This window comes from Amycolatopsis cihanbeyliensis, assembly GCF_006715045.1.
GTDB lineage: Bacteria > Actinomycetota > Actinomycetes > Mycobacteriales > Pseudonocardiaceae > Amycolatopsis > Amycolatopsis cihanbeyliensis.
On sequence record NZ_VFML01000001.1, the window covers coordinates 3489762 to 3506080 of the forward strand.

The window sequence follows — 16319 nt, forward strand, 5'->3', positions numbered from 1 at the left end:
CGGAGCATCGGCCCGTCGAGCCCAGCCGATCGCCCTTACGAGTGCCTTACGCCAGCGCCCCGCGCAGCCGGTCCTCCTCCACGGCCCAGTAGCCGTGCTCCGCGTCGTCGACGAGGATCACCGGCACCCGGTCGCCGTACTCGGCCCGGTGCTCCTGGTCGGCGTCGACGTCGACCGCCGACCACGGCACGCCCAGCTCGGCGCAGATGCGCTCGACGTCCCGCTCGGCCCGCTCGCAGGCCGAGCAGCCCCGCCTCGTCATCACGGTCACCCTGTGCATGCGTTCACTCCCCCGTACGCAGCTGCACCCGGCGCAGCTTGCCGGTCGGCGAGTGCGGCAGCTCCTCGACGAACTCCACGGTGCGCGGCACCTTGTACCCGGCCAGTTCGGCCGCGCAGCGTTCGACGACCCGCTGCTCGGACAACTCGGGCGGCTCGGACGGCTCGGACGGCTCGGACGGCACCGCCCCCGCGCCGGGCACGATCACCGCCTTCACCGCCTCACCGGTGCGTTCGTCCAGCACCCCGACCACGGCGACCTCGGCCACCCCCGGCAGCCCGCCGATGACCTCCTCCACCTCGTGCGGGTACACGTTGAACCCGTTCACGATGATCAGGTCACCTGCCCGGTCCACAAGGTGCAGGTCGCCGTCCACGTCCAGGTAGCCGACGTCGCCGGTGCGGTACCAGCCCTCGGCGTCCGGGCCGTGTGCCCCGTCCGGCCAGTACCCGGAGAACAGATTCGCGCCGCGCACCGACACCAGCCCGGTGCCCAGCGAGCCGCCGTCCCCGTCGCCGAAGACGTCGTCCGGGTCCGCGGGGTCCAGCGGCACCGAGGCACTCTCCCCGTCGCTGTCCACCAGGCGCAGCTCCACCCCGGGCAGTGGCCTGCCGACCGAACCGGGTTTCGGGTATCCGGTGACCAGCGTGGAGGTCACCACCGGGGCGGTCTCGGTGAGCCCGTAACCCTCGTACACGCCCAGCCCGACGGCCCGGCGGATGGCGGCGAGCACCTTCGGGTGCAGCGGGGCCGCCCCCGAGGTCAGCCTGCGCACGGTGGCCAGGCCGGTGCCGAGCTCGTCCGCGGGCAGTGCGGCGAGTTCGGCGTACATGGCGGGCACCCCGGCGATCGCGGTCACCCGGTGCTCGGCGCAGACGACCAGGGCCTTGCCCACCTCGAACCGCTCGGCCAGCACGGTGGTGGCCCCGACCGAGGTCGCCATCAGCAGCCCCGGGCCGAGCCCGTACACGTGGAACAGCGGGATCGCGAGGAACAGCCGGTCGCTGTGCTCCAGCACCGGCGGGCTCACCGCGGTGAGCTGGCTGACGTTGGCCAGCAGGGCGCGGTGCGACAGCATCACGCCGCGCGCCGGCCCGGTGGTGCCGGAGGTGTAGGAGAGCACCGCGATGTCCTCGCCCGCCCGCGCGGGCACGACCGGGTCGGGGCGAGAGTCCGGGGCGATCACCGGTTCCAGCGCGCGCACTCCCTCGGGCGGTTCGAGCTCGCCCGGTCGCCTGCTGACCAGGAGGGTCGCCCCGCTGTGCGCGAGCAGCCCGTTCAGCTCGGCGGCCGGGCCCTGCGGGGACAGCGGCACCGCGATCCCGCCCGCGCGCAGCACGGCGTACAGCGAGATCGCGAAGGCCGCGGAGGTCGGGAGGCGCACCGCCACCCGGTCGCCGGGGCGCAGGCCGGCCGCCCGCAGCTCGCTCGCCTGCGCGTCCACCGCCGCCTCCACGCCCGACCAGGTGAGGGCCGTGCCGTCCACGGTGTCGATCAGGGCGGGTGAGTCGGGCCAGTGCCGCGCCGCCAGGGTGACCAGGTCCGCCACATTGCCGCCGCTCGGTACCGCCACCGCGCAGCCCCTTTCCGGTCGAGTGCACCAGCACACAGTGAGGGTTGTTCAGAACGACCCAGCGACCGCGGGCCGCCAGGCCCATGGTCACCGCGGCCCGCAGCGCCACCGTGTGGGTGGCGGTGGGCGACGGGCGGGAGGTCGTTGCAGGTCACGGTAGCGATGACGCACGCTGCCAACCTGAATAACCCGACTTGTGGATAGGACACAGTGTGGGTATCAGTCTGGCATTCGCATCCCCCGTCATGGTGAGTCTGCGGGTTCGTCTCCCGTTCGCAATCAGATCGGCACTACCTACTTCCGGGTAACTACCCGTATGCTGCGGTACGCGCCCGGGTGGCGATCATCACTCGGGGCTGTGGAGAAGGCTCGGGAGGTGCGACCAGATGAGCCTGCAAGTCGCCGTTTCGGCAGGCCCTGCGCTGGTGGCGCGCCGTGTCCCGGACACAGCCGCCGCTCCGGCGGACCGAATCGTGCCGCAGGTGGCGCCGGATCCGACGGCGGAGGCCTGGGACCTGGTGCACGCCGCCCAGGACGGCGACACCGAGGCTTTCGGCCGGCTGTACGACCGCTATGTCGAGGTGGTGTTCCGCTATGTCCTGTTCCGGCTCGGCGACCGCGACCTCGCCGAGGACGTCACCAGTGAGACCTTCCTGCGCGCCCTGCGCCGGATCAACTCGGTCAGCTACCAGGGCCGCGACGTCGGCGCCTGGTTCGTCACCATTGCCCGCAACCTGGTGCTCGATCACGTGAAGTCGAGCAGGTTCCGCTTGGAGATCATCACCGACGAGGTCATCGAGGGTGGCTCCGCGGCGTTCACCGGTACGCAGCAGCGGCCACCGGCCGGCCCCGAGCAGCAGGTGCTGAACCGGGCCACCCAGGCCGAGCTGTTCCGCTGCATCGCCGACCTCGGCGAGGACCAGCGGGAGTGCATCGTGCTGCGGTTCCTGCAGGGCCTCTCGGTGGCCGAGACCGCGGAGATCATGGACCGCAACGAGGGCGCCATCAAGGCGCTCCAGCACCGCGCGGTACGCCGGTTGGCGCAACTGCTGCCCACCGGTCTGCGCTAAGGGTTCCCCCAACTCGGCGACAGTTCGCTGCCCGGCGTGCCGGGTCCGTAACCGGCCGAGCGGGCCGTTCGTTGCTCCTGCTGATGAGCGGGTTTCACCGGTTCTCCCCGCGGCGCGCCGAGCACGAGCGGTTCGCCCGTGCGGTCGACGCCGCGGAACGGGACCGGGCACGGGAGGAGACGACCGGCGCCGAGGAGTTCGGCGCCGAGCTCGCCGTGGTGTTCGCCCTGCGTGGCCTCGGGGCCGCCGCGGAGCCGGACGAGCAGGCGCGGGCCAGGATGGCGAGCCGGATCCGCACGGGCGAGCCGGTCGAGGACCCCCCGGCGCCGGAACCCGAGCCGCGGCCGGAACCCGAGCCCGCCGCGCGGGTGCCGGGCCCACGGCGCGGTCCCCGGCCGGGCGCGGTGCTGGCCGGCGCGTGCTGCCTGCTGCTGGCGCTCGTCGGGTTCGGGCTGGTGCTGTCCAGGGACGCGCTGCCAGGCGACACGCTGTACGAGCTCAAACGGGCAAGGGAGGCCGTGAACCTCGGGCTGACCTTCGACGAGGAAGCACGGGGCCACCTGCACCTCGAACACGCCGCGGGCCGACTGGCCGAGCTGGCGAGGCTCACCGAGCGCACCGCGCCGGGGGCCGCCCACCCGGGTTACCGGACCGCGCTCGCCGACTTCGAAGCCGACGCCAGGGCGGGGGTCACCCGGCTGGTCACCCTCGGCACCGGTTCCGCCGGCACCCAGCTCGACGAGCTGCGCTCCTGGGCGCGGGCGCAGGCGGACCGGCTGGCCGGGCTGCGGGCCGCGCTGCCGGCCGAGACGGTCCCGCATGGGGATGCCTCGGCCCAGCTGGTGCGCCGGATCGGGGAACGCGCGACCGCGCTGGCCGGCCGGATGGGCTGCAACCGGATCACCTCCGGCCGCACGGACGAGCTCGGCGCGCTGCCCGCGCCGGGGCCGTGCGCCTCGCCGGATCGCCGGGTGGACCGCGACCCGCCGCGCGCGGCCGACCCGCCCGAGTCGGCGCGCACGCCCGAACGCGACACCGGGCCGCCGGCCGTGCGGCTCGCCACCAGACACGCCCCCGTGCGCCCGGAGCCACCCACGACCCCGGAGCTGCCCGCCCCGACCATCGAACCCACCCGGGTCCACCCCGCGCCCCTACCCACCGACATCTCCCGGCCACGGCTGCCGGACTCGATCCCGGAGCCACCCGCCCTGCTGGAGGTACCACCGGTGCTGCCGGGCCTGCCGGAAGTCCGGATCGGATAACCGTCGGCCCGGGCGGTGCCTGTTCGCGCACGTGCGGCACAGTCCGGTTCGGGAACAGGCCGTCAGGCACAGTCGATACGCTGTGCCTAGCAGGAACCAAGGTGGAGGCGGTGTGCGTGTCATGGTGGCGGGGCCGTAACAAGGCCCAGGAACTGGAACGGCTGGCCACGTTGGCCGGGGAGGCCTCGGCGGAAGCCGCGGTCGCGCTGGAGGCGGCGTCCGCATCCACCCAGTTGCCCACCGATCAGGAGGTCCCGGCCGAGGACGTCGAGCGGGACGCCGCCGGTGCGGGCGCCGAGCCCACCGGTCCGGAGCCCGCGCCGCCCGACCTGACCGCGGCCGCGTTCTTCGATGTGGACAACACGATGATGATGGGCGCGTCGATCTTCCACTTCGCCCGCGGGCTGGCCGCGCGCAAGTACGTCACGGCCTCGGACCTGGCCGGGTTCGCCTGGCAGCAGGTGAAGTTCCGGATCGGCGGCAAGGAGAACAAGGAGAGCGTTTCCTCGGCACGCGAGCAACTGCTGTCCTTTGTGGCCGGCCGCACCGTGGACGAGATGGTCGAGGTCGGCGAGGAGATCTACGACGAGCTCATGGCCGACAAGATCTGGTCGGGCACCAGGGCGCTGGCGCGGATGCACCTGGAGGCTGGACAACGGGTCTGGCTGGTCACCGCGACCCCGGTGGAGCTGGCCGCGATCATCGCGCGGCGGCTGGGACTGACCGGCGCGCTGGGCACGGTGGCCGAGCACGTGGACGGGGTGTACACCGGTCGGCTGGTCGGCGACCTGCTGCACGGCAGGGCGAAGGCGCACGCGGTACGGGCGCTCGCCGCGCGGGAAGGGCTGAACCTGCGGCGCTGCGCCGCCTATTCCGACTCGCAGAACGACGTGCCGATGCTGTCGGTGGTCGGCACGGCGGTGGCGGTGAACCCGGACGCCGGGCTGCGCGAGATCGCCAGGAACCGGCAGTGGGAGATCCGCGACTTCCGCACCGGGCGCAAGGCCGCCAAGATCGGCGTGCCCTCGGTGCTCGGCGCGGGTGCCCTCGCCGGCGCCGTCGCCGCCGGCCTCGCCTACCGCAAGCGCGTCGCCTGAGACCAGCCCCGAAGTGCCCTGAACGTGGCGATCAGGACGTTCAACGTCGCGAACGGCACTTGTGGGACGTCTGATGTCGCGAAAGCCACGTTCAGGGCTTGTGAGGCGTCAGTGGAAGACGCCGGTGCGCAGGGCGAGGCGGCGGTAGAGGGTCTGCTGGACGGACTCGCGGACCTGGTCGGTCAGGCTGAACACCAGCATCGGGTCCTCGGCGGCGTCGGCGGGGAGATCCTCGGTGGCGATCGGCTCACCGAACTCGATGTGCCACTTGGTCGGCAGCGGGACCGCGCCGAGCGGGCCCAGTAACGGGAAGAACGGCGTCACCGGGAAGTACGGCAGGCCGAGCAACCGGGCCAGCGGCTTGATGTCGCCGATCTTCGGGTAGATCTCCTCCGCGCCCACGATCGAGCAGGGCACGATCGGCACCCCGGTACGCAGGGCCGCCGAGACGAACCCGCCGCGGCCGAACCGCTGCAGCTTGTACCGGGAGGAGAACGGCTTGCCGACGCCCTTGAAACCCTCGGGCCACACCCCGACCAGCTCGCCGGAACGCAGCAGGCGCTCGGCGTCCGGGTTGCACGCCAGCGTCTGGCCCGACTTGCGGGCCAGCGCACCGAGCAGGGGCGACCGGAACACCAGGTCGGCGCCGAGCATCCGCAGGTACCGCCGGCGGGGATGCTCGTCGTGCACGGCCAGCGCGGTCATCAACGAGTCCAGCGGAAGCACCCCGGAGTGGTTGCACACCACCAGCGCGCCGCCGTCCAGCGGGAGGTTGTGCACCCCGTGGGTGCTGACCCGGAACCACTTCCGGTACAGCAGCCGCAGCGGGGGAAGCAGCAGCATGTCGGTCAGCTCGGGGTCGAACCCGAACTCGTCCACCGGGTAGTCGCCGGTCAGCCGGTTCCGGACGAACTCGAGCGCCCGCACCAGCGCCTCCGGCAAGGACTCGGCGTCGAGCAGTTCCTTCTCTTCCGCGGTCGCGGGCGAAGTGTGCACCGGCCGCGCGGGCAGCGGCAGCACGGTGTGCTCCGGCTCCGGTGCCGCATCGCCGGAGCGCGCGGCCGGTTCCGGCTGGACCGCGTGCTCCCTGCCGTGCAACGGGATGATTCGTGCCTCCGCTCCGTCGGTCACCTCGCTCGCCTCGCTTTCCGCTCGCGGCTCACCGTCGGCCGGCCTGCCCGGTCGCCGCCGCGACCGCCACCTTGCCCACCAGGTCGGACAGCCGGTGCCCGTCCAGGACCGGCCGCAGCCCGCGGCCGGCGACGTAGTCGTCGAAGGCCTCCCGGGTGGTCCACCGCGGGAGGTAACCGAAGGTCTCCTTCAACCGGCTGGTGTCCACCACCCTGCCGAAGTTCAGCAACCGCACCTGGTCGGCGGAGAAGTCGACCACGCGGGCACCGCGCAGCACCCTGCCGACCGAGGGCACCGCCGAGCGCGGCATCGGCAGCTCGATCCGGCCGGCGCGCCGGATCGCCTGGGACAGGGTGATCACCCCGTCGCCGCCGACGTTGAACACGCCCGGCTTGTCCTGCAGGGTGGCGAGCTCGAGCACGGCCAGCGCGTCCGAGGTGTGCAGTAGCTGCATCCGCGCGTCGTAGCCGAGCACGGTCGGCACGACCGGAAGCGCGAAGTACCTGGCCAGCACGGTGTCGGTTTCCGGGCCGATCAGGTTGAGGAACCGGGCCGTGGTCACCGTGAGGTCCGGCCGCCGCCGCTCGAGGCCTCGGACATAGCCCTCCATCTCCACGGCGTCCTTCGCGTAACCGCTGGTGGAGGTCGGGATCAGCGCTGAGTCCTCGGTGAAAACCGCGGGCGAGCGCGGGCCGGCACCATAGACCGCGGCGGTGGACTTGACCACCAGCTTGCGCACCCGGGGAGAGCGTTGGCAGGCGGCCAGCAGCCGCATGGTGCCGATGACGTTGACCTCTTTGATCGCGGTACGCCTGCCCGGGCCCGCGGGGTGCACGGTGGTCGAGGCGTGCACCACGGTGTCCACCTTGGCGGAGCTGATGACCTTCGCGATCAGCGGGTTACGGATGTCCGCGCGGACGAACTCGGCGTGGCCCATCCGGCGCAACACCGACCTGCGCGGCGGCGTGGTGTCCACGCCGATGACCCGCTCCAGGTCGGGGTTGTTGCCGAGCCTGGCCAGCAGCCGGCCGCCCAGCTCACCGCCGACCCCGGTCACCAGCACGATATTGGACGGCATGCGACCCCCTGCGCAGATGTGGGTACCGGGCACGCGAGCCCGCACCGGGTGGAGCACCGCCTTGACGCGCCCCGGATACTACCGGGCGCCGGGCCGCAAGGTGAGGGGCCTAACACGCTGTTAACCCAGCTCACATAGTTTTTCCGGGACGTTTGCGGCGCCGTCGAGGACGAGGACGCCGCCGCACGCAAACGGCCCGTCCATCCGCGGGACGGGCCGTCGGTTCGGTGTCGAGTGGCCGCTACTTGCCCTGCTTGCGACGCTGCACCCGGGTACGGCGCAACAGCTTGCGGTGCTTCTTCTTCGACATACGCTTGCGGCGCTTCTTGATCACCGAACCCACGGGTGCTCCTTCATATCGTTCGTTGGGTCACGCGGGACAGCGCGTCGTCCAACCAGGAGCGCATCTGCCACGACCGGCCTACCAGGTTACCGGGGCCGGTCGCAGCGCTCGTGATGCCCCTACCCGACGTCGAAATACGCCCCTTCGAGGTAGTCGTGCACCGCCTTCTCCGGGACGCGGAACGACTTGCCCACCCGCACGGCGGGCAACTCGCCCGAATGCACCATGCGGTAGACGGTCATCTTCGACACCCGCATTATCGTGGCCACCTCGGCGACCGTCAGAAACTGGACCTGCCGGGGTGGCGGCACGTCGTCCTTCTTGTTCTGCGGCATAGTTCACCGTGTCCTTCGACACATGTCGCGCCGCCCGGCTTCCCCACCGAGCGGTACCGACACGCACGTGCTCACTCGAGGGTAGCGGGACACGTGGGGCCGATGCGACGGTTGTAGCGAACTTTGCCCCGACCGGCGAGGGTCAGCCGTCCTGCTGCGCCTTACCGAGCTCGACCGAGCGATCCCGGGCAGCCTCGATCGCGGCGAGTAACGCGGCCCTTACGCCGTGGCGTTCGAGTTCCCTGATCGCGTTGATCGTGGTTCCTCCCGGCGAGGTCACGGCCTCGCGCAGGGTCACGGGGTGCTGGCCGGTGTCGGAGAGCATCGTGGCCGCGCCCACCGCCGACTGGATGATCAGCTTCTCCGCCACCGCGCGCGGGAGGCCGAGCAGGATACCCGCGTCGATCATCGCCTCGACCAGGAAGAAGAAGTACGCCGGCCCGGAGCCGGACAGGGCGGTGACGGCGTCCTGCTGTGCTTCCGGCACCCGGACCACGCTGCCGACGCAGGACAGCAGGTCCTCCACCAGCGTGAGCTGGTCCGCGGTGGCGTGCCGCCCGGGGGAGATCACGCTCATCGCCTCGCCGACCACCATCGGGGTGTTCGGCATCACCCGCACGACGGGGGTGCCCTCGGGCAGCCTGCGCTCGTACAGCGCGGTGGGCAGGCCCGCGCACAGCGACACCACCAGCGAGCCCGGGCCGATCAGCGGCGCCAGCTCGTCCAGCACCGGCTCGATGTCCTGCGGCTTCACCGCGACCACCAGCACCTCGGCCCGCTTGGCCGCCTCCGGCACGGTCACCGCGGGCACGCCGTACCGCTGAGTGAGCTCGGCGGCCCGCTCCTCGTGCCGTTCGGTGAACATCAACTCCTCGGCGCGGCGCCCGCCGTTCAGCAGCCCACCCAGCAGCGCCTCACCGATCTTGCCCGCACCCAGTACCGCGATGGTGGTCATGCCGAGAAACTACCTCGCTCCAGCTAGGGGGCGGGGGAGAGGGCGAGCTGGCGGGCTTGGCAGACCAGGCGGCCCTGCGCGTCGACCACGGTGGCGTCGGAGTCGAACCAGCCCTCCTGGATCGTCCGGCAGTCCACCTGGACCCGCAGCCAGCCCGCCACCGGGCGGGTACGCACCAGCGCGGTCAGCTGCGCCGTCGGCGCCCAGCCGAACCGCCCGAGGTTGAACACCACCGGTGGGTTGATGTCGCTGGCCAGCATCGCGAAGAAGGGGTCGGGGTCGCCCTCCCGCGGGCGGACCCACAGCCGCATCCGCGGGGGGTCGCCGGATCGCCCCGAGGCGTACCCAGCGGTATGCGGGTCCAACCGCACGTCACAGCCCTTGGCGAGGTCGAACGCGCCTTCCGGGGTGTCCCCGGAGAGCACCACCGCACCGGAAGGCGGCTCGGCGGGCAGGGCGGGCACATCGGCCCACACCGGGCGGCGGATCGGCAGCCTGCCCGCGGTGATCCGAGCCTCCACGCAACTGCGACCGCGCTGCTCGAGGTAGACCGCGACCACGGTGGCCCTGCGACCGACCTTGCGGATCTCGGTGCGCAGCAACACCGGCCCGATGGCGGGCGGCCGCAGGAACTCGGCGCTGACCGCAAGGGGGTCGGCAAGGGGTTCGCCACGTTCGGCGAGGCTGGTCAGCGCGGTCCTGGCCAGCAGGGCGATCATGAAACCGCCGTGCGGGTGGCCGCCGACCGCCCACTCCTGCCGTAGGTCCGCGATGAACGTGCCGTCGCCGAGCGAGCGGGGAGAACACGCCGCGCCGAAGGTCGCGGCACCATCAGCGCTGCTCACGAACGACTGACCAGCGCGCGAAGGAAGAACGCGGTGTTCGCGGGTCGCTCGGCCAGCCTGCGCATCAGGTACCCGTACCACTGCTCGCCATAGGGCACATAGACCCGAACAGTCTCGCCGTCGGCGGCCAATCGCCGCTGCTCGTCCGGGCGGACCCCGTACAGCATCTGGTACTCGTAACTCCCCTGCTTGCGCCCGTACCACCGAACCCGTTCGCCCAACACGTCGATCAACCGCGGGTCGTGGGTCGCGAACATCGGATAACCACCCCCTTCAAGCAGCACGTTCGCACAGCGCACGTAGCTGAGGTCGACCTGGTGGCCGCCCTCGAAGGCCACGTCGGCCGGCTCGGCATAGGCGCCCTTGCACAACCGCACCCGGGACTCCGGCACCGCGAGCGCCGCCGCGTCCGCCTCGGTGCGCCGCAGGTAGGACTGCAGCACCGCACCCACCCACGGCCAGGTACGCCGCAGGTCGGCGAGCGCGGTCAGGGTGGCGTCGGTGGTGGTGTGGTCCTCCATGTCCAGGGTCACCGTGGTGCCGCACTGCTCGGCCGCGGCGCAGATCCGGTAGGCGTTGTCCACGGACAGCTTCTCGTCCAGCTCCTGGCCGACCGCGGACAGCTTCACGCTGACCTCGGCGCGATCGGCCAGTCCCTCGGCATGCAACCGGTCCAGCAGCGCCAGGTAGGCCTGCACGGTGCGTTCCGCCTGGCTGGAGTCGGTGGTGTGCTCCCCGAGGTAGTCGAGGCTGGCCTGTAGCCCTTCCCCGGCCAACTGCCGGACCACCTCGACCGCGTCGGCCGTGCTCTCCCCCGCGACGAAGCGGTTCACCACGCTCCGGGTACCGGGAGCGGTCGCCACGGCGCGACGGATCGCGTCACTCCCCGCGGCGGCGAGAATCAACGAACGCAGTGGATTCACGACAGGAACTGTACGTGTTCTGCCGATGTCACCTGCTGACCGGCACCGCGCCGAACCGGTCGATTGCCGTCACCCGCGCTCACTGCCCGAGGTGCAGCCGCGCGAACAGCAGTGCCTCGGCGAGGTCGCCTGCCCGCCGCGCCTGCTGGCCCGCCCTGCGGGTGTTCACCTCGAGCACGACCTGCCCGGTGAAACCGCCGGTGGTGAGCTTCTCCAGCAGCTCGGCGCAGGGCTGGTTGCCGTGGCCGGGAACCAGATGCTCGTCCTTGGGCAGTCCGGTGCCGTCGGCAAGGTGCACGTGGGTGAGCCCGGAGCCCATCCGTTCGGCCAGCGCCAGCGGGTCCATCCGGGCGGCGGCGGTGTGCGAGAGATCGAGGGTGTAGTGGCGGTAGCCGACATCGGTGGGGTCGATCGAAGGCCGGAAGGCGGACACCCTGCTGTGCCGGCCGCCACCGGGTGGGCGGACCTTGAACATGTTCTCCACCGCCACCGCGACCCCACTGGTCTCCTCCAGTTCGGCGACCAGGTCGGCGAAGGACTCGGCGTAGCGACGCTGCCAGCGAAACGGCGGGTGCACCACCACCGTGCCGGCGCCGAGCTCGAGTGCGGCGTCGACGGTGCGGCGCAACCGGATCTCCGGGTCCGGCGACCACACCCGCTGGGTGATCAGCAACGAGGGGGAATGCATCGAGAGCACCGGCATCCCGGTATCGGCCGACCAGCGCCGCAACGCCCGCACGTCCTGGCTGACCTGGTCGACCCAGACCATCACCTCGACGCCGTCGTAGCCGAGTTCCGCGGCGAGCTCGAACCCGGTGCCGGCCCGTTGCGGCCACACCGAGGCGGTGGACAACCCGACCGGAATCGAGTGCGGTTCGGTCATCGCACCTATCTCGAGACCAGCAGGAGCGCGGCGGGCGAGACGGTGACCACCAGCCCGACCAGCAGTGCCAGCACCGTGGTCTGCAGGTCCTCCGCCCGGCGGACCTTGCGCACGATCAGCACCAGACCGACGGTCACCACCAGCGCGGCGACCAGCGCCGCGGCCGGGAGCCGGGTCCACAGCCAGTTGAAGCCGAGCCAGACCCCGGCGCCGCCGGCCACCCCGAGGGTGAGCTGTCCCGCCAGCGCGAGCCACTGCCTTGCCGGTGAGGCGTCCTCGTCCTCCTCGGCTTCGGCCAGTTCCTCGACCTCGGCGAAGTCGTCCTCGCCCGCGCCGTCGACAGCCGGTTCGAGCGGCTCGTCCTCGGCGTAGTCGTACTCGTCCGGGTGCAGGTCCGCCTCGCGCAGCGGATCGTCCAGCGGGTCACCGAAGGCGTCCAGGCCGGCGGGCGAGTACGCGTCCACCCCGGAGTCGTCCAGCGGGTCGTCCGCCGGCACGAAGCCCTGGGTGGGTGGACCGGCGTCCTGGTCGTCGGCCGGGGCCGCTTCCGCGGGCGCGACGGCGGGCATCGCCCCGACCTCGGTGTCGTCCAGCTGCGTCCTGCGCCTGCGCTCCCGCCAGCCGGCGAGTCCGGCCGGCGGCTCGTCCGGCTCCGGCTCGGCCACGGCAGACCCGTTCAGCCCCGGCGCCGCGTTCCCCACGGCGGGGAACTGTTCGGTGTGCGACTCCGGTTCCGGCTGCGGCGCCGCGCGCCGCATCGGCCTGCGGCCGCGCGGGGGCGCGCCGGGTGGCACCGGGTAACCGCCGGTGGCCATCCGACCCGGTGGTGGCGGCTGCTGTTCCGGTGCCTCCGGCTCGGCCTCGTCCAGCCCGTCCAGGCGCGCGGCGAGGGAACCGGGGGGCGGCGGGGGTGGCTGGGCACGCGCCGGGGCCCTTGCCGGTGGTTCCTGCTGGGCCGCGGGCGGCGGCTGCTGCGCAGGGTTCCGGCCGCGGTGCGGCAACGGCGGGCGGGGCATCGCGCCGGAGTGCTGCTGCGGGGGGCGGGGCAGTGCGCCCGAGTCCTGCTGCGGCGGGCGCGGCATCGGCCCCGAGTCCTGCTGCGGGGGGCGCGGTCGCGGGCCGGAGTCCTGCTGCGGCGGGCGCGGCGGCGGGCCCGAATCCTGCGGGGCGGGCCGCGGCGTGGCGGCGGGGTCCTGCTGTGGCGGGCGCGGCGGCGGGCCCGGCTCCTGGCGCGGGGGGCGCGGCATGGCGCCGGAGTCCTGCTGCGGCGGGCGACCGGGCTCCGGCTGAGGTCGCGCAGGCGGGCGGCCGTCCGGTTCCGGTTGCCGCGGTGCGTCGCGGCGCGCTGGCGGGGGCTGGCCCTCCGCCTGGATTCTGTCGATGATCGCCTGCGGTGCGGTGTCGCCGATGCCGGGCTGCTCTTCGGCCTCGTCATCGGCGGCACGGCGACGGCGGCGGCGCGGCTCGCCACCGACCTGACCGCCGTGTTGGGCGAGGAGCTCAGCCACGGTCTTCTGTGGCTGCTCGCCTCCGCTTTCTCGCGTCATCCCTTCCACCGTGCCCGTTGCTTGTCATCCACGTCCAGCGCGCCACCGTGCGGAACAGTCTGGTCCGTGCCGTTGGAATGGTCCAGCCGCCGCAGGATCACGCCTTCCCGCAGCGCCCAGGGGCAGATCTCCAACTCCGAGAGCGACAAGGCTCGCATCGTGGCCTGCGCCACCAGCGCACCCGCGACGAGCTGGTGCGCCCTGCTGGAGCTGACCCCCTCCAGCTCCGCGAGGTCGGCCGAGGACATCCGGGAGATAAACGAGATCAGCTGGCGCAGGGCCGTGTCGGTGAGGGTGCGCGGCACCCGCGGGCCCGCAGAGGACGGCGCGGCGCCGGTCAGCCTGGCCAGCGAGCGGAAGGTCTTCGAGGTGGCCACCGCCCGATCCGGTGCCCCGTGCCGGGTCAGCTTCCTGGCCAGCTCGCCGAGCTGGTCGTCCAGCCACGCCGTGGTGTCCACCAGTTCCGACCGGCGCGGCGGGTCGTGCGCGAACCTGGTCCTGGTGATCCGGCCCGCGCCCAGCGGGAGCGAGGCCGCCAGCTCGGGAGCCTCGTCCATCCCGATGGCGATCTCCAGCGAGCCGCCGCCGATGTCCAGCACCAGCAGCTGACCCGCGGACCAGCCGTACCAGCGGCGCACGGCGAGGAAGGTCAGGCGCGCCTCGTCCTCGCCGGAGAGGACCTGTAGCTCGACCCCGGTCTCCTCGGCGACCTTGCGCAGGACGGCTGTCACGTTCCGCGCCTCGCGCACCGCCGAGGTGGCGAAGGCGAGCACGTCCTCGCAGCCGAGGCGCACGGCCGCGGCTCGTGCCGACTCGACCGCGCGCACCAGCTCGTCCGCACCGCGCTTGCTCAGCTCGCCGCCGGCCGTGATCTGCTCGGCGAGGCGCAGGACGGTCTTCTCGGAATGCATCGGCGTCGGATGCGCACCACGGTGTGCGTCCACCACGAGCAGGTGGACGGTGTTCGATCCGACATCGAGTACCCCTAGGCGCACGAGGCGGTACGGTACCCGGCCCCGCATGGCGGCCTACTCAGGTCTCGAACTTGTAACCGAGACCACGGACGGTCACCAGGTGGCGGGGAGATCCCGGATCCGGCTCGATCTTCGAGCGCAACCGTTTGACGTGCACGTCCAGGGTCTTGGTGTCACCGACGTAGTCCGCGCCCCACACCCGGTCGATCAGCTGGCCGCGAGTGAGCACCCTGCCCACGTTGCGTAGCAGGTACTCGAGCAGGTCGAACTCCTTCAGCGGCAGGGAGACCTCGCCGCCGTCCACGGTGACCACGTGCCGTTCCACGTCCATCCGCACCGGGCCCGCGGCCAGCACCAGCGGCGCCAGCTCGGCACCCTCGCTGCCCGGCTCCCCGCCGCGGCGCAGCACCGCGCGCACCCTGGCGATCAGCTCGCGGGCCGAGTACGGCTTGGTCACGTAGTCGTCGGCGCCCAGCTCGAGGCCGACCACCTTGTCGATCTCACTGTCCCGGGCGGTCACCATGATCACCGGGACGGCCGCCCGCTGGCGCAACTGCTTGCACACGTCGGTGCCGCTCATCCCGGGCAGCATCAGGTCGAGCAGCACGATGTCGGCGCCGTTGCGGTCGAACTCCTCCAGCGCCTCCTGCCCGGTGGCGGCCACGGCCGCGGTGAAGCCCTCCTTGCGGAGCAAGAAGGCGAGCGGGTCGGCGAACGACTCCTCGTCCTCGACGATGAGCACCCTCGTCACAGTGTTCCTCCAAATTCACAGACGGCGGGGGTGAGCCCCCGTCAGGGGGTCGGAATCGGCACTCTCCGATCCGGCCGCCACCCGGCGGTTCTGCCGCTCGAGGGACGTTTGCCTGCTGCCGTTCTCGGCGCCGCGGTGGGCCGGGATCCGCAGGGTGAAGGTGGAGCCGGTGCCCGGCATGCTCCACAACCGCACCTCGCCGCCGTGGTTGGCCGCGACGTGTTTGACGATGGCAAGGCCCAGCCCGGTACCGCCGGTCACCCGCGAGCGGGCCTTGTCCACCCGGTAGAAGCGCTCGAAGACGCGCTGCTGCTCGTCCTCGGCGATCCCGATCCCGCGGTCGGTGACCGCGATCTCCACGTACCCGTCCACCAGCCGCCTGCTGATCGAGACCGGGCTGCCCTGCGGGGAGTAGGCCACCGCGTTCTCCAGCAGGTTGGACAGCGCGGTGACCAGCAGGGTGCGATCGCCCTCGATGAGCAGGTCACTGTCGGTATCGGTGGCCACGGTGATCTCGGCGGACTCCGCGGAGATCTTGACCCTGCCGAGCGCCTCCCGCACCACGGCGTCGACCTCGACCACGTTCAGGTCGGGCAGCCGCTCGGCGCCCTGCAACCGGGAAAGGGCGATGAGTTCGGTCACCAGCTTGCCCAGCCGGGTGGACTCGCGCAGGATCTTGCCGCCGAACCGGCGGACCTCCTCGGTGTCCTCGGCCGCGTCCAGCACGGCCTCGGTGAGCAGGGCGATCGCGCCGACCGGGGTCTTGAGCTCGTGACTGACGTTGGCCACGAAATCGCGCCGGGTGGCCTCCAGCCGCACCGCCTCGGAGTGGTCCACCGCCTCGACCACGGTGAACCCGTCGCCGAGCGGGCGGACCTCGCCGAGCACGGCTTCCGGCTGGCGACCCCGCACCTCCAGCGGGGACAGGTCGATCTCCACCGGCTCGGCGGTGTCCACCACCTGCTCGGCCGCCTTACGGGCGCGAGCGTCGGCCTGGTTGTTGCGGATCATCCCGAGCGCCTCGGCCCGCGGGTTGTGCAGCACCAGGTCGCCGAAGCGGTTCAGCACGACGACCCCGTTGTTGGAGGAACGCACCTGCCGTTCGAGCAGTTCGGCCACGGTGGGCCCGGAGGGACCCCTGCCCTGCGGGCCGGCACGGCGCACCCTGGCGGCCAGGAAGCCAATGACCGCGCCGACCACCAACGCGCCGGTGGCCAGAGCGAGCGTTGCAGGCACGGTCACAGGGGAATCGTAAGCATCGTGGTAGCCCTT

At 72.3% G+C, this 16319-nt stretch carries 17 protein-coding genes; 3 read left to right on the forward strand and 14 right to left on the reverse strand.

Annotated features, from left to right (window positions below; all coding sequences use genetic code 11):
* Positions 1-46: 46 nt before the first annotated feature.
* Both FB471_RS15420 and FB471_RS15425 read right to left on the reverse strand, forming a co-directional pair.
* Complete coding sequence (locus tag FB471_RS15420) at positions 47-280, reverse strand: glutaredoxin family protein (RefSeq protein WP_141999021.1); 234 nt, start codon at positions 278-280, stop codon at positions 47-49.
* Between the two features lie 4 nt (positions 281-284).
* The gene (locus FB471_RS15425; protein ID WP_246076421.1) at positions 285-1853 is read right to left on the reverse strand and encodes an AMP-binding protein; all 1569 of its coding nucleotides are present in this window, start codon (positions 1851-1853) and stop codon (positions 285-287) included.
* A gap of 386 nt (positions 1854-2239) precedes the next feature.
* On the opposite strand from FB471_RS15425, the gene FB471_RS15430 reads away from it, so the two are divergent.
* From FB471_RS15430 to FB471_RS15440, 3 genes are all read left to right on the forward strand, one after another.
* Complete coding sequence (locus FB471_RS15430) at positions 2240-2923, forward strand: sigma-70 family RNA polymerase sigma factor (RefSeq protein WP_141999023.1); 684 nt, start codon at positions 2240-2242, stop codon at positions 2921-2923.
* 83 nt (positions 2924-3006) lie between these two features.
* Complete coding sequence (locus FB471_RS35490; RefSeq protein ID WP_141999025.1) at positions 3007-4185, forward strand: DUF5667 domain-containing protein; 1179 nt, start codon at positions 3007-3009, stop codon at positions 4183-4185.
* Positions 4186-4286: 101 nt separating this feature from the next.
* Entirely contained in the window at positions 4287-5282 is a 996-nt protein-coding gene (locus FB471_RS15440; protein ID WP_141999027.1) for an HAD family hydrolase, read from the forward strand.
* Between the two features lie 108 nt (positions 5283-5390).
* Here FB471_RS15440 and FB471_RS15445 read toward each other — a convergent pair whose 3' ends face one another.
* The 12 genes from FB471_RS15445 to FB471_RS15505 all read right to left on the reverse strand — a co-directional run bounded on the left by FB471_RS15445 (position 5391) and on the right by FB471_RS15505 (position 16289).
* Entirely contained in the window at positions 5391-6413 is a 1023-nt protein-coding gene (locus FB471_RS15445; RefSeq protein ID WP_141999029.1) for a lysophospholipid acyltransferase family protein, read from the reverse strand.
* Positions 6414-6441: 28 nt separating this feature from the next.
* Entirely contained in the window at positions 6442-7491 is a 1050-nt protein-coding gene (locus FB471_RS15450; RefSeq protein ID WP_141999030.1) for an NAD-dependent epimerase/dehydratase family protein, read from the reverse strand.
* 241 nt (positions 7492-7732) lie between these two features.
* Positions 7733-7834, reverse strand: a complete 102-nt coding sequence (locus FB471_RS15455) for a 30S ribosomal protein bS22 (RefSeq protein ID WP_005453035.1) — start codon at positions 7832-7834, stop codon at positions 7733-7735.
* A gap of 119 nt (positions 7835-7953) precedes the next feature.
* Positions 7954-8169: a helix-turn-helix domain-containing protein gene (locus FB471_RS15460; protein ID WP_141999031.1), complete on the reverse strand. Its 216-nt coding sequence runs from the start codon at positions 8167-8169 to the stop codon at positions 7954-7956.
* A gap of 142 nt (positions 8170-8311) precedes the next feature.
* Positions 8312-9124 (reverse strand): pyrroline-5-carboxylate reductase, encoded by an 813-nt coding sequence (gene proC / locus FB471_RS15465; protein ID WP_141999033.1) that lies wholly within the window; start codon positions 9122-9124, stop codon positions 8312-8314.
* Between the two features lie 23 nt (positions 9125-9147).
* The gene (locus FB471_RS15470; RefSeq protein ID WP_141999035.1) at positions 9148-9969 is read right to left on the reverse strand and encodes a thioesterase family protein; all 822 of its coding nucleotides are present in this window, start codon (positions 9967-9969) and stop codon (positions 9148-9150) included.
* Positions 9966-10892, reverse strand: coding sequence for a proline dehydrogenase family protein (locus FB471_RS15475; RefSeq protein ID WP_141999038.1), 927 nt, complete (start codon positions 10890-10892; stop codon positions 9966-9968). The genes FB471_RS15470 and FB471_RS15475 overlap by 4 nt, the downstream gene beginning before the upstream one ends.
* Positions 10893-10971: 79 nt before the next feature.
* Positions 10972-11775 carry a sugar phosphate isomerase/epimerase family protein gene (locus FB471_RS15480; RefSeq protein WP_141999040.1) on the reverse strand — a complete coding sequence of 268 codons (804 nt, stop codon included), beginning with the start codon at positions 11773-11775 and terminating at the stop codon, positions 10972-10974.
* 5 nt (positions 11776-11780) lie between these two features.
* Entirely contained in the window at positions 11781-13322 is a 1542-nt protein-coding gene (locus FB471_RS34125) for a hypothetical protein (RefSeq protein WP_170220817.1), read from the reverse strand.
* A complete protein-coding gene (locus FB471_RS15495) occupies positions 13319-14317 on the reverse strand; it encodes a Ppx/GppA family phosphatase (protein WP_141999047.1) in 999 nt (332 codons plus the stop codon). Before FB471_RS15495 ends, FB471_RS34125 begins: the two co-directional genes overlap by 4 nt.
* 37 nt (positions 14318-14354) lie before the next feature.
* A complete protein-coding gene (locus FB471_RS15500; RefSeq protein ID WP_141999049.1) occupies positions 14355-15047 on the reverse strand; it encodes a response regulator transcription factor in 693 nt (230 codons plus the stop codon).
* A gap of 15 nt (positions 15048-15062) precedes the next feature.
* Entirely contained in the window at positions 15063-16289 is a 1227-nt protein-coding gene (locus FB471_RS15505) for a sensor histidine kinase (RefSeq protein WP_211358040.1), read from the reverse strand.
* Positions 16290-16319: the final 30 nt, after the last annotated feature.

Excerpts from the sequence above, each read along its gene's own strand:
- FB471_RS35490 (WP_141999025.1), top strand. The coding sequence starts at position 3,007 with ATGAGCGGGTTTCACCGGTTCTCCCCGCGGCGCGCCGAGCACGAGCGG.
- FB471_RS15480 (WP_141999040.1), bottom strand. The coding sequence starts at position 11,775 with ATGACCGAACCGCACTCGATTCCGGTCGGGTTGTCCACCGCCTCGGTG.
- FB471_RS34125 (WP_170220817.1), bottom strand. The coding sequence starts at position 13,322 with ATGACGCGAGAAAGCGGAGGCGAGCAGCCACAGAAGACCGTGGCTGAG.
- proC (WP_141999033.1), bottom strand. The coding sequence starts at position 9,124 with ATGACCACCATCGCGGTACTGGGTGCGGGCAAGATCGGTGAGGCGCTG.
- FB471_RS15420 (WP_141999021.1), bottom strand. The coding sequence starts at position 280 with ATGCACAGGGTGACCGTGATGACGAGGCGGGGCTGCTCGGCCTGCGAG.
- FB471_RS15430 (WP_141999023.1), top strand. The coding sequence starts at position 2,240 with ATGAGCCTGCAAGTCGCCGTTTCGGCAGGCCCTGCGCTGGTGGCGCGC.
- FB471_RS15460 (WP_141999031.1), bottom strand. The coding sequence starts at position 8,169 with ATGCCGCAGAACAAGAAGGACGACGTGCCGCCACCCCGGCAGGTCCAG.
- FB471_RS15450 (WP_141999030.1), bottom strand. The coding sequence starts at position 7,491 with ATGCCGTCCAATATCGTGCTGGTGACCGGGGTCGGCGGTGAGCTGGGC.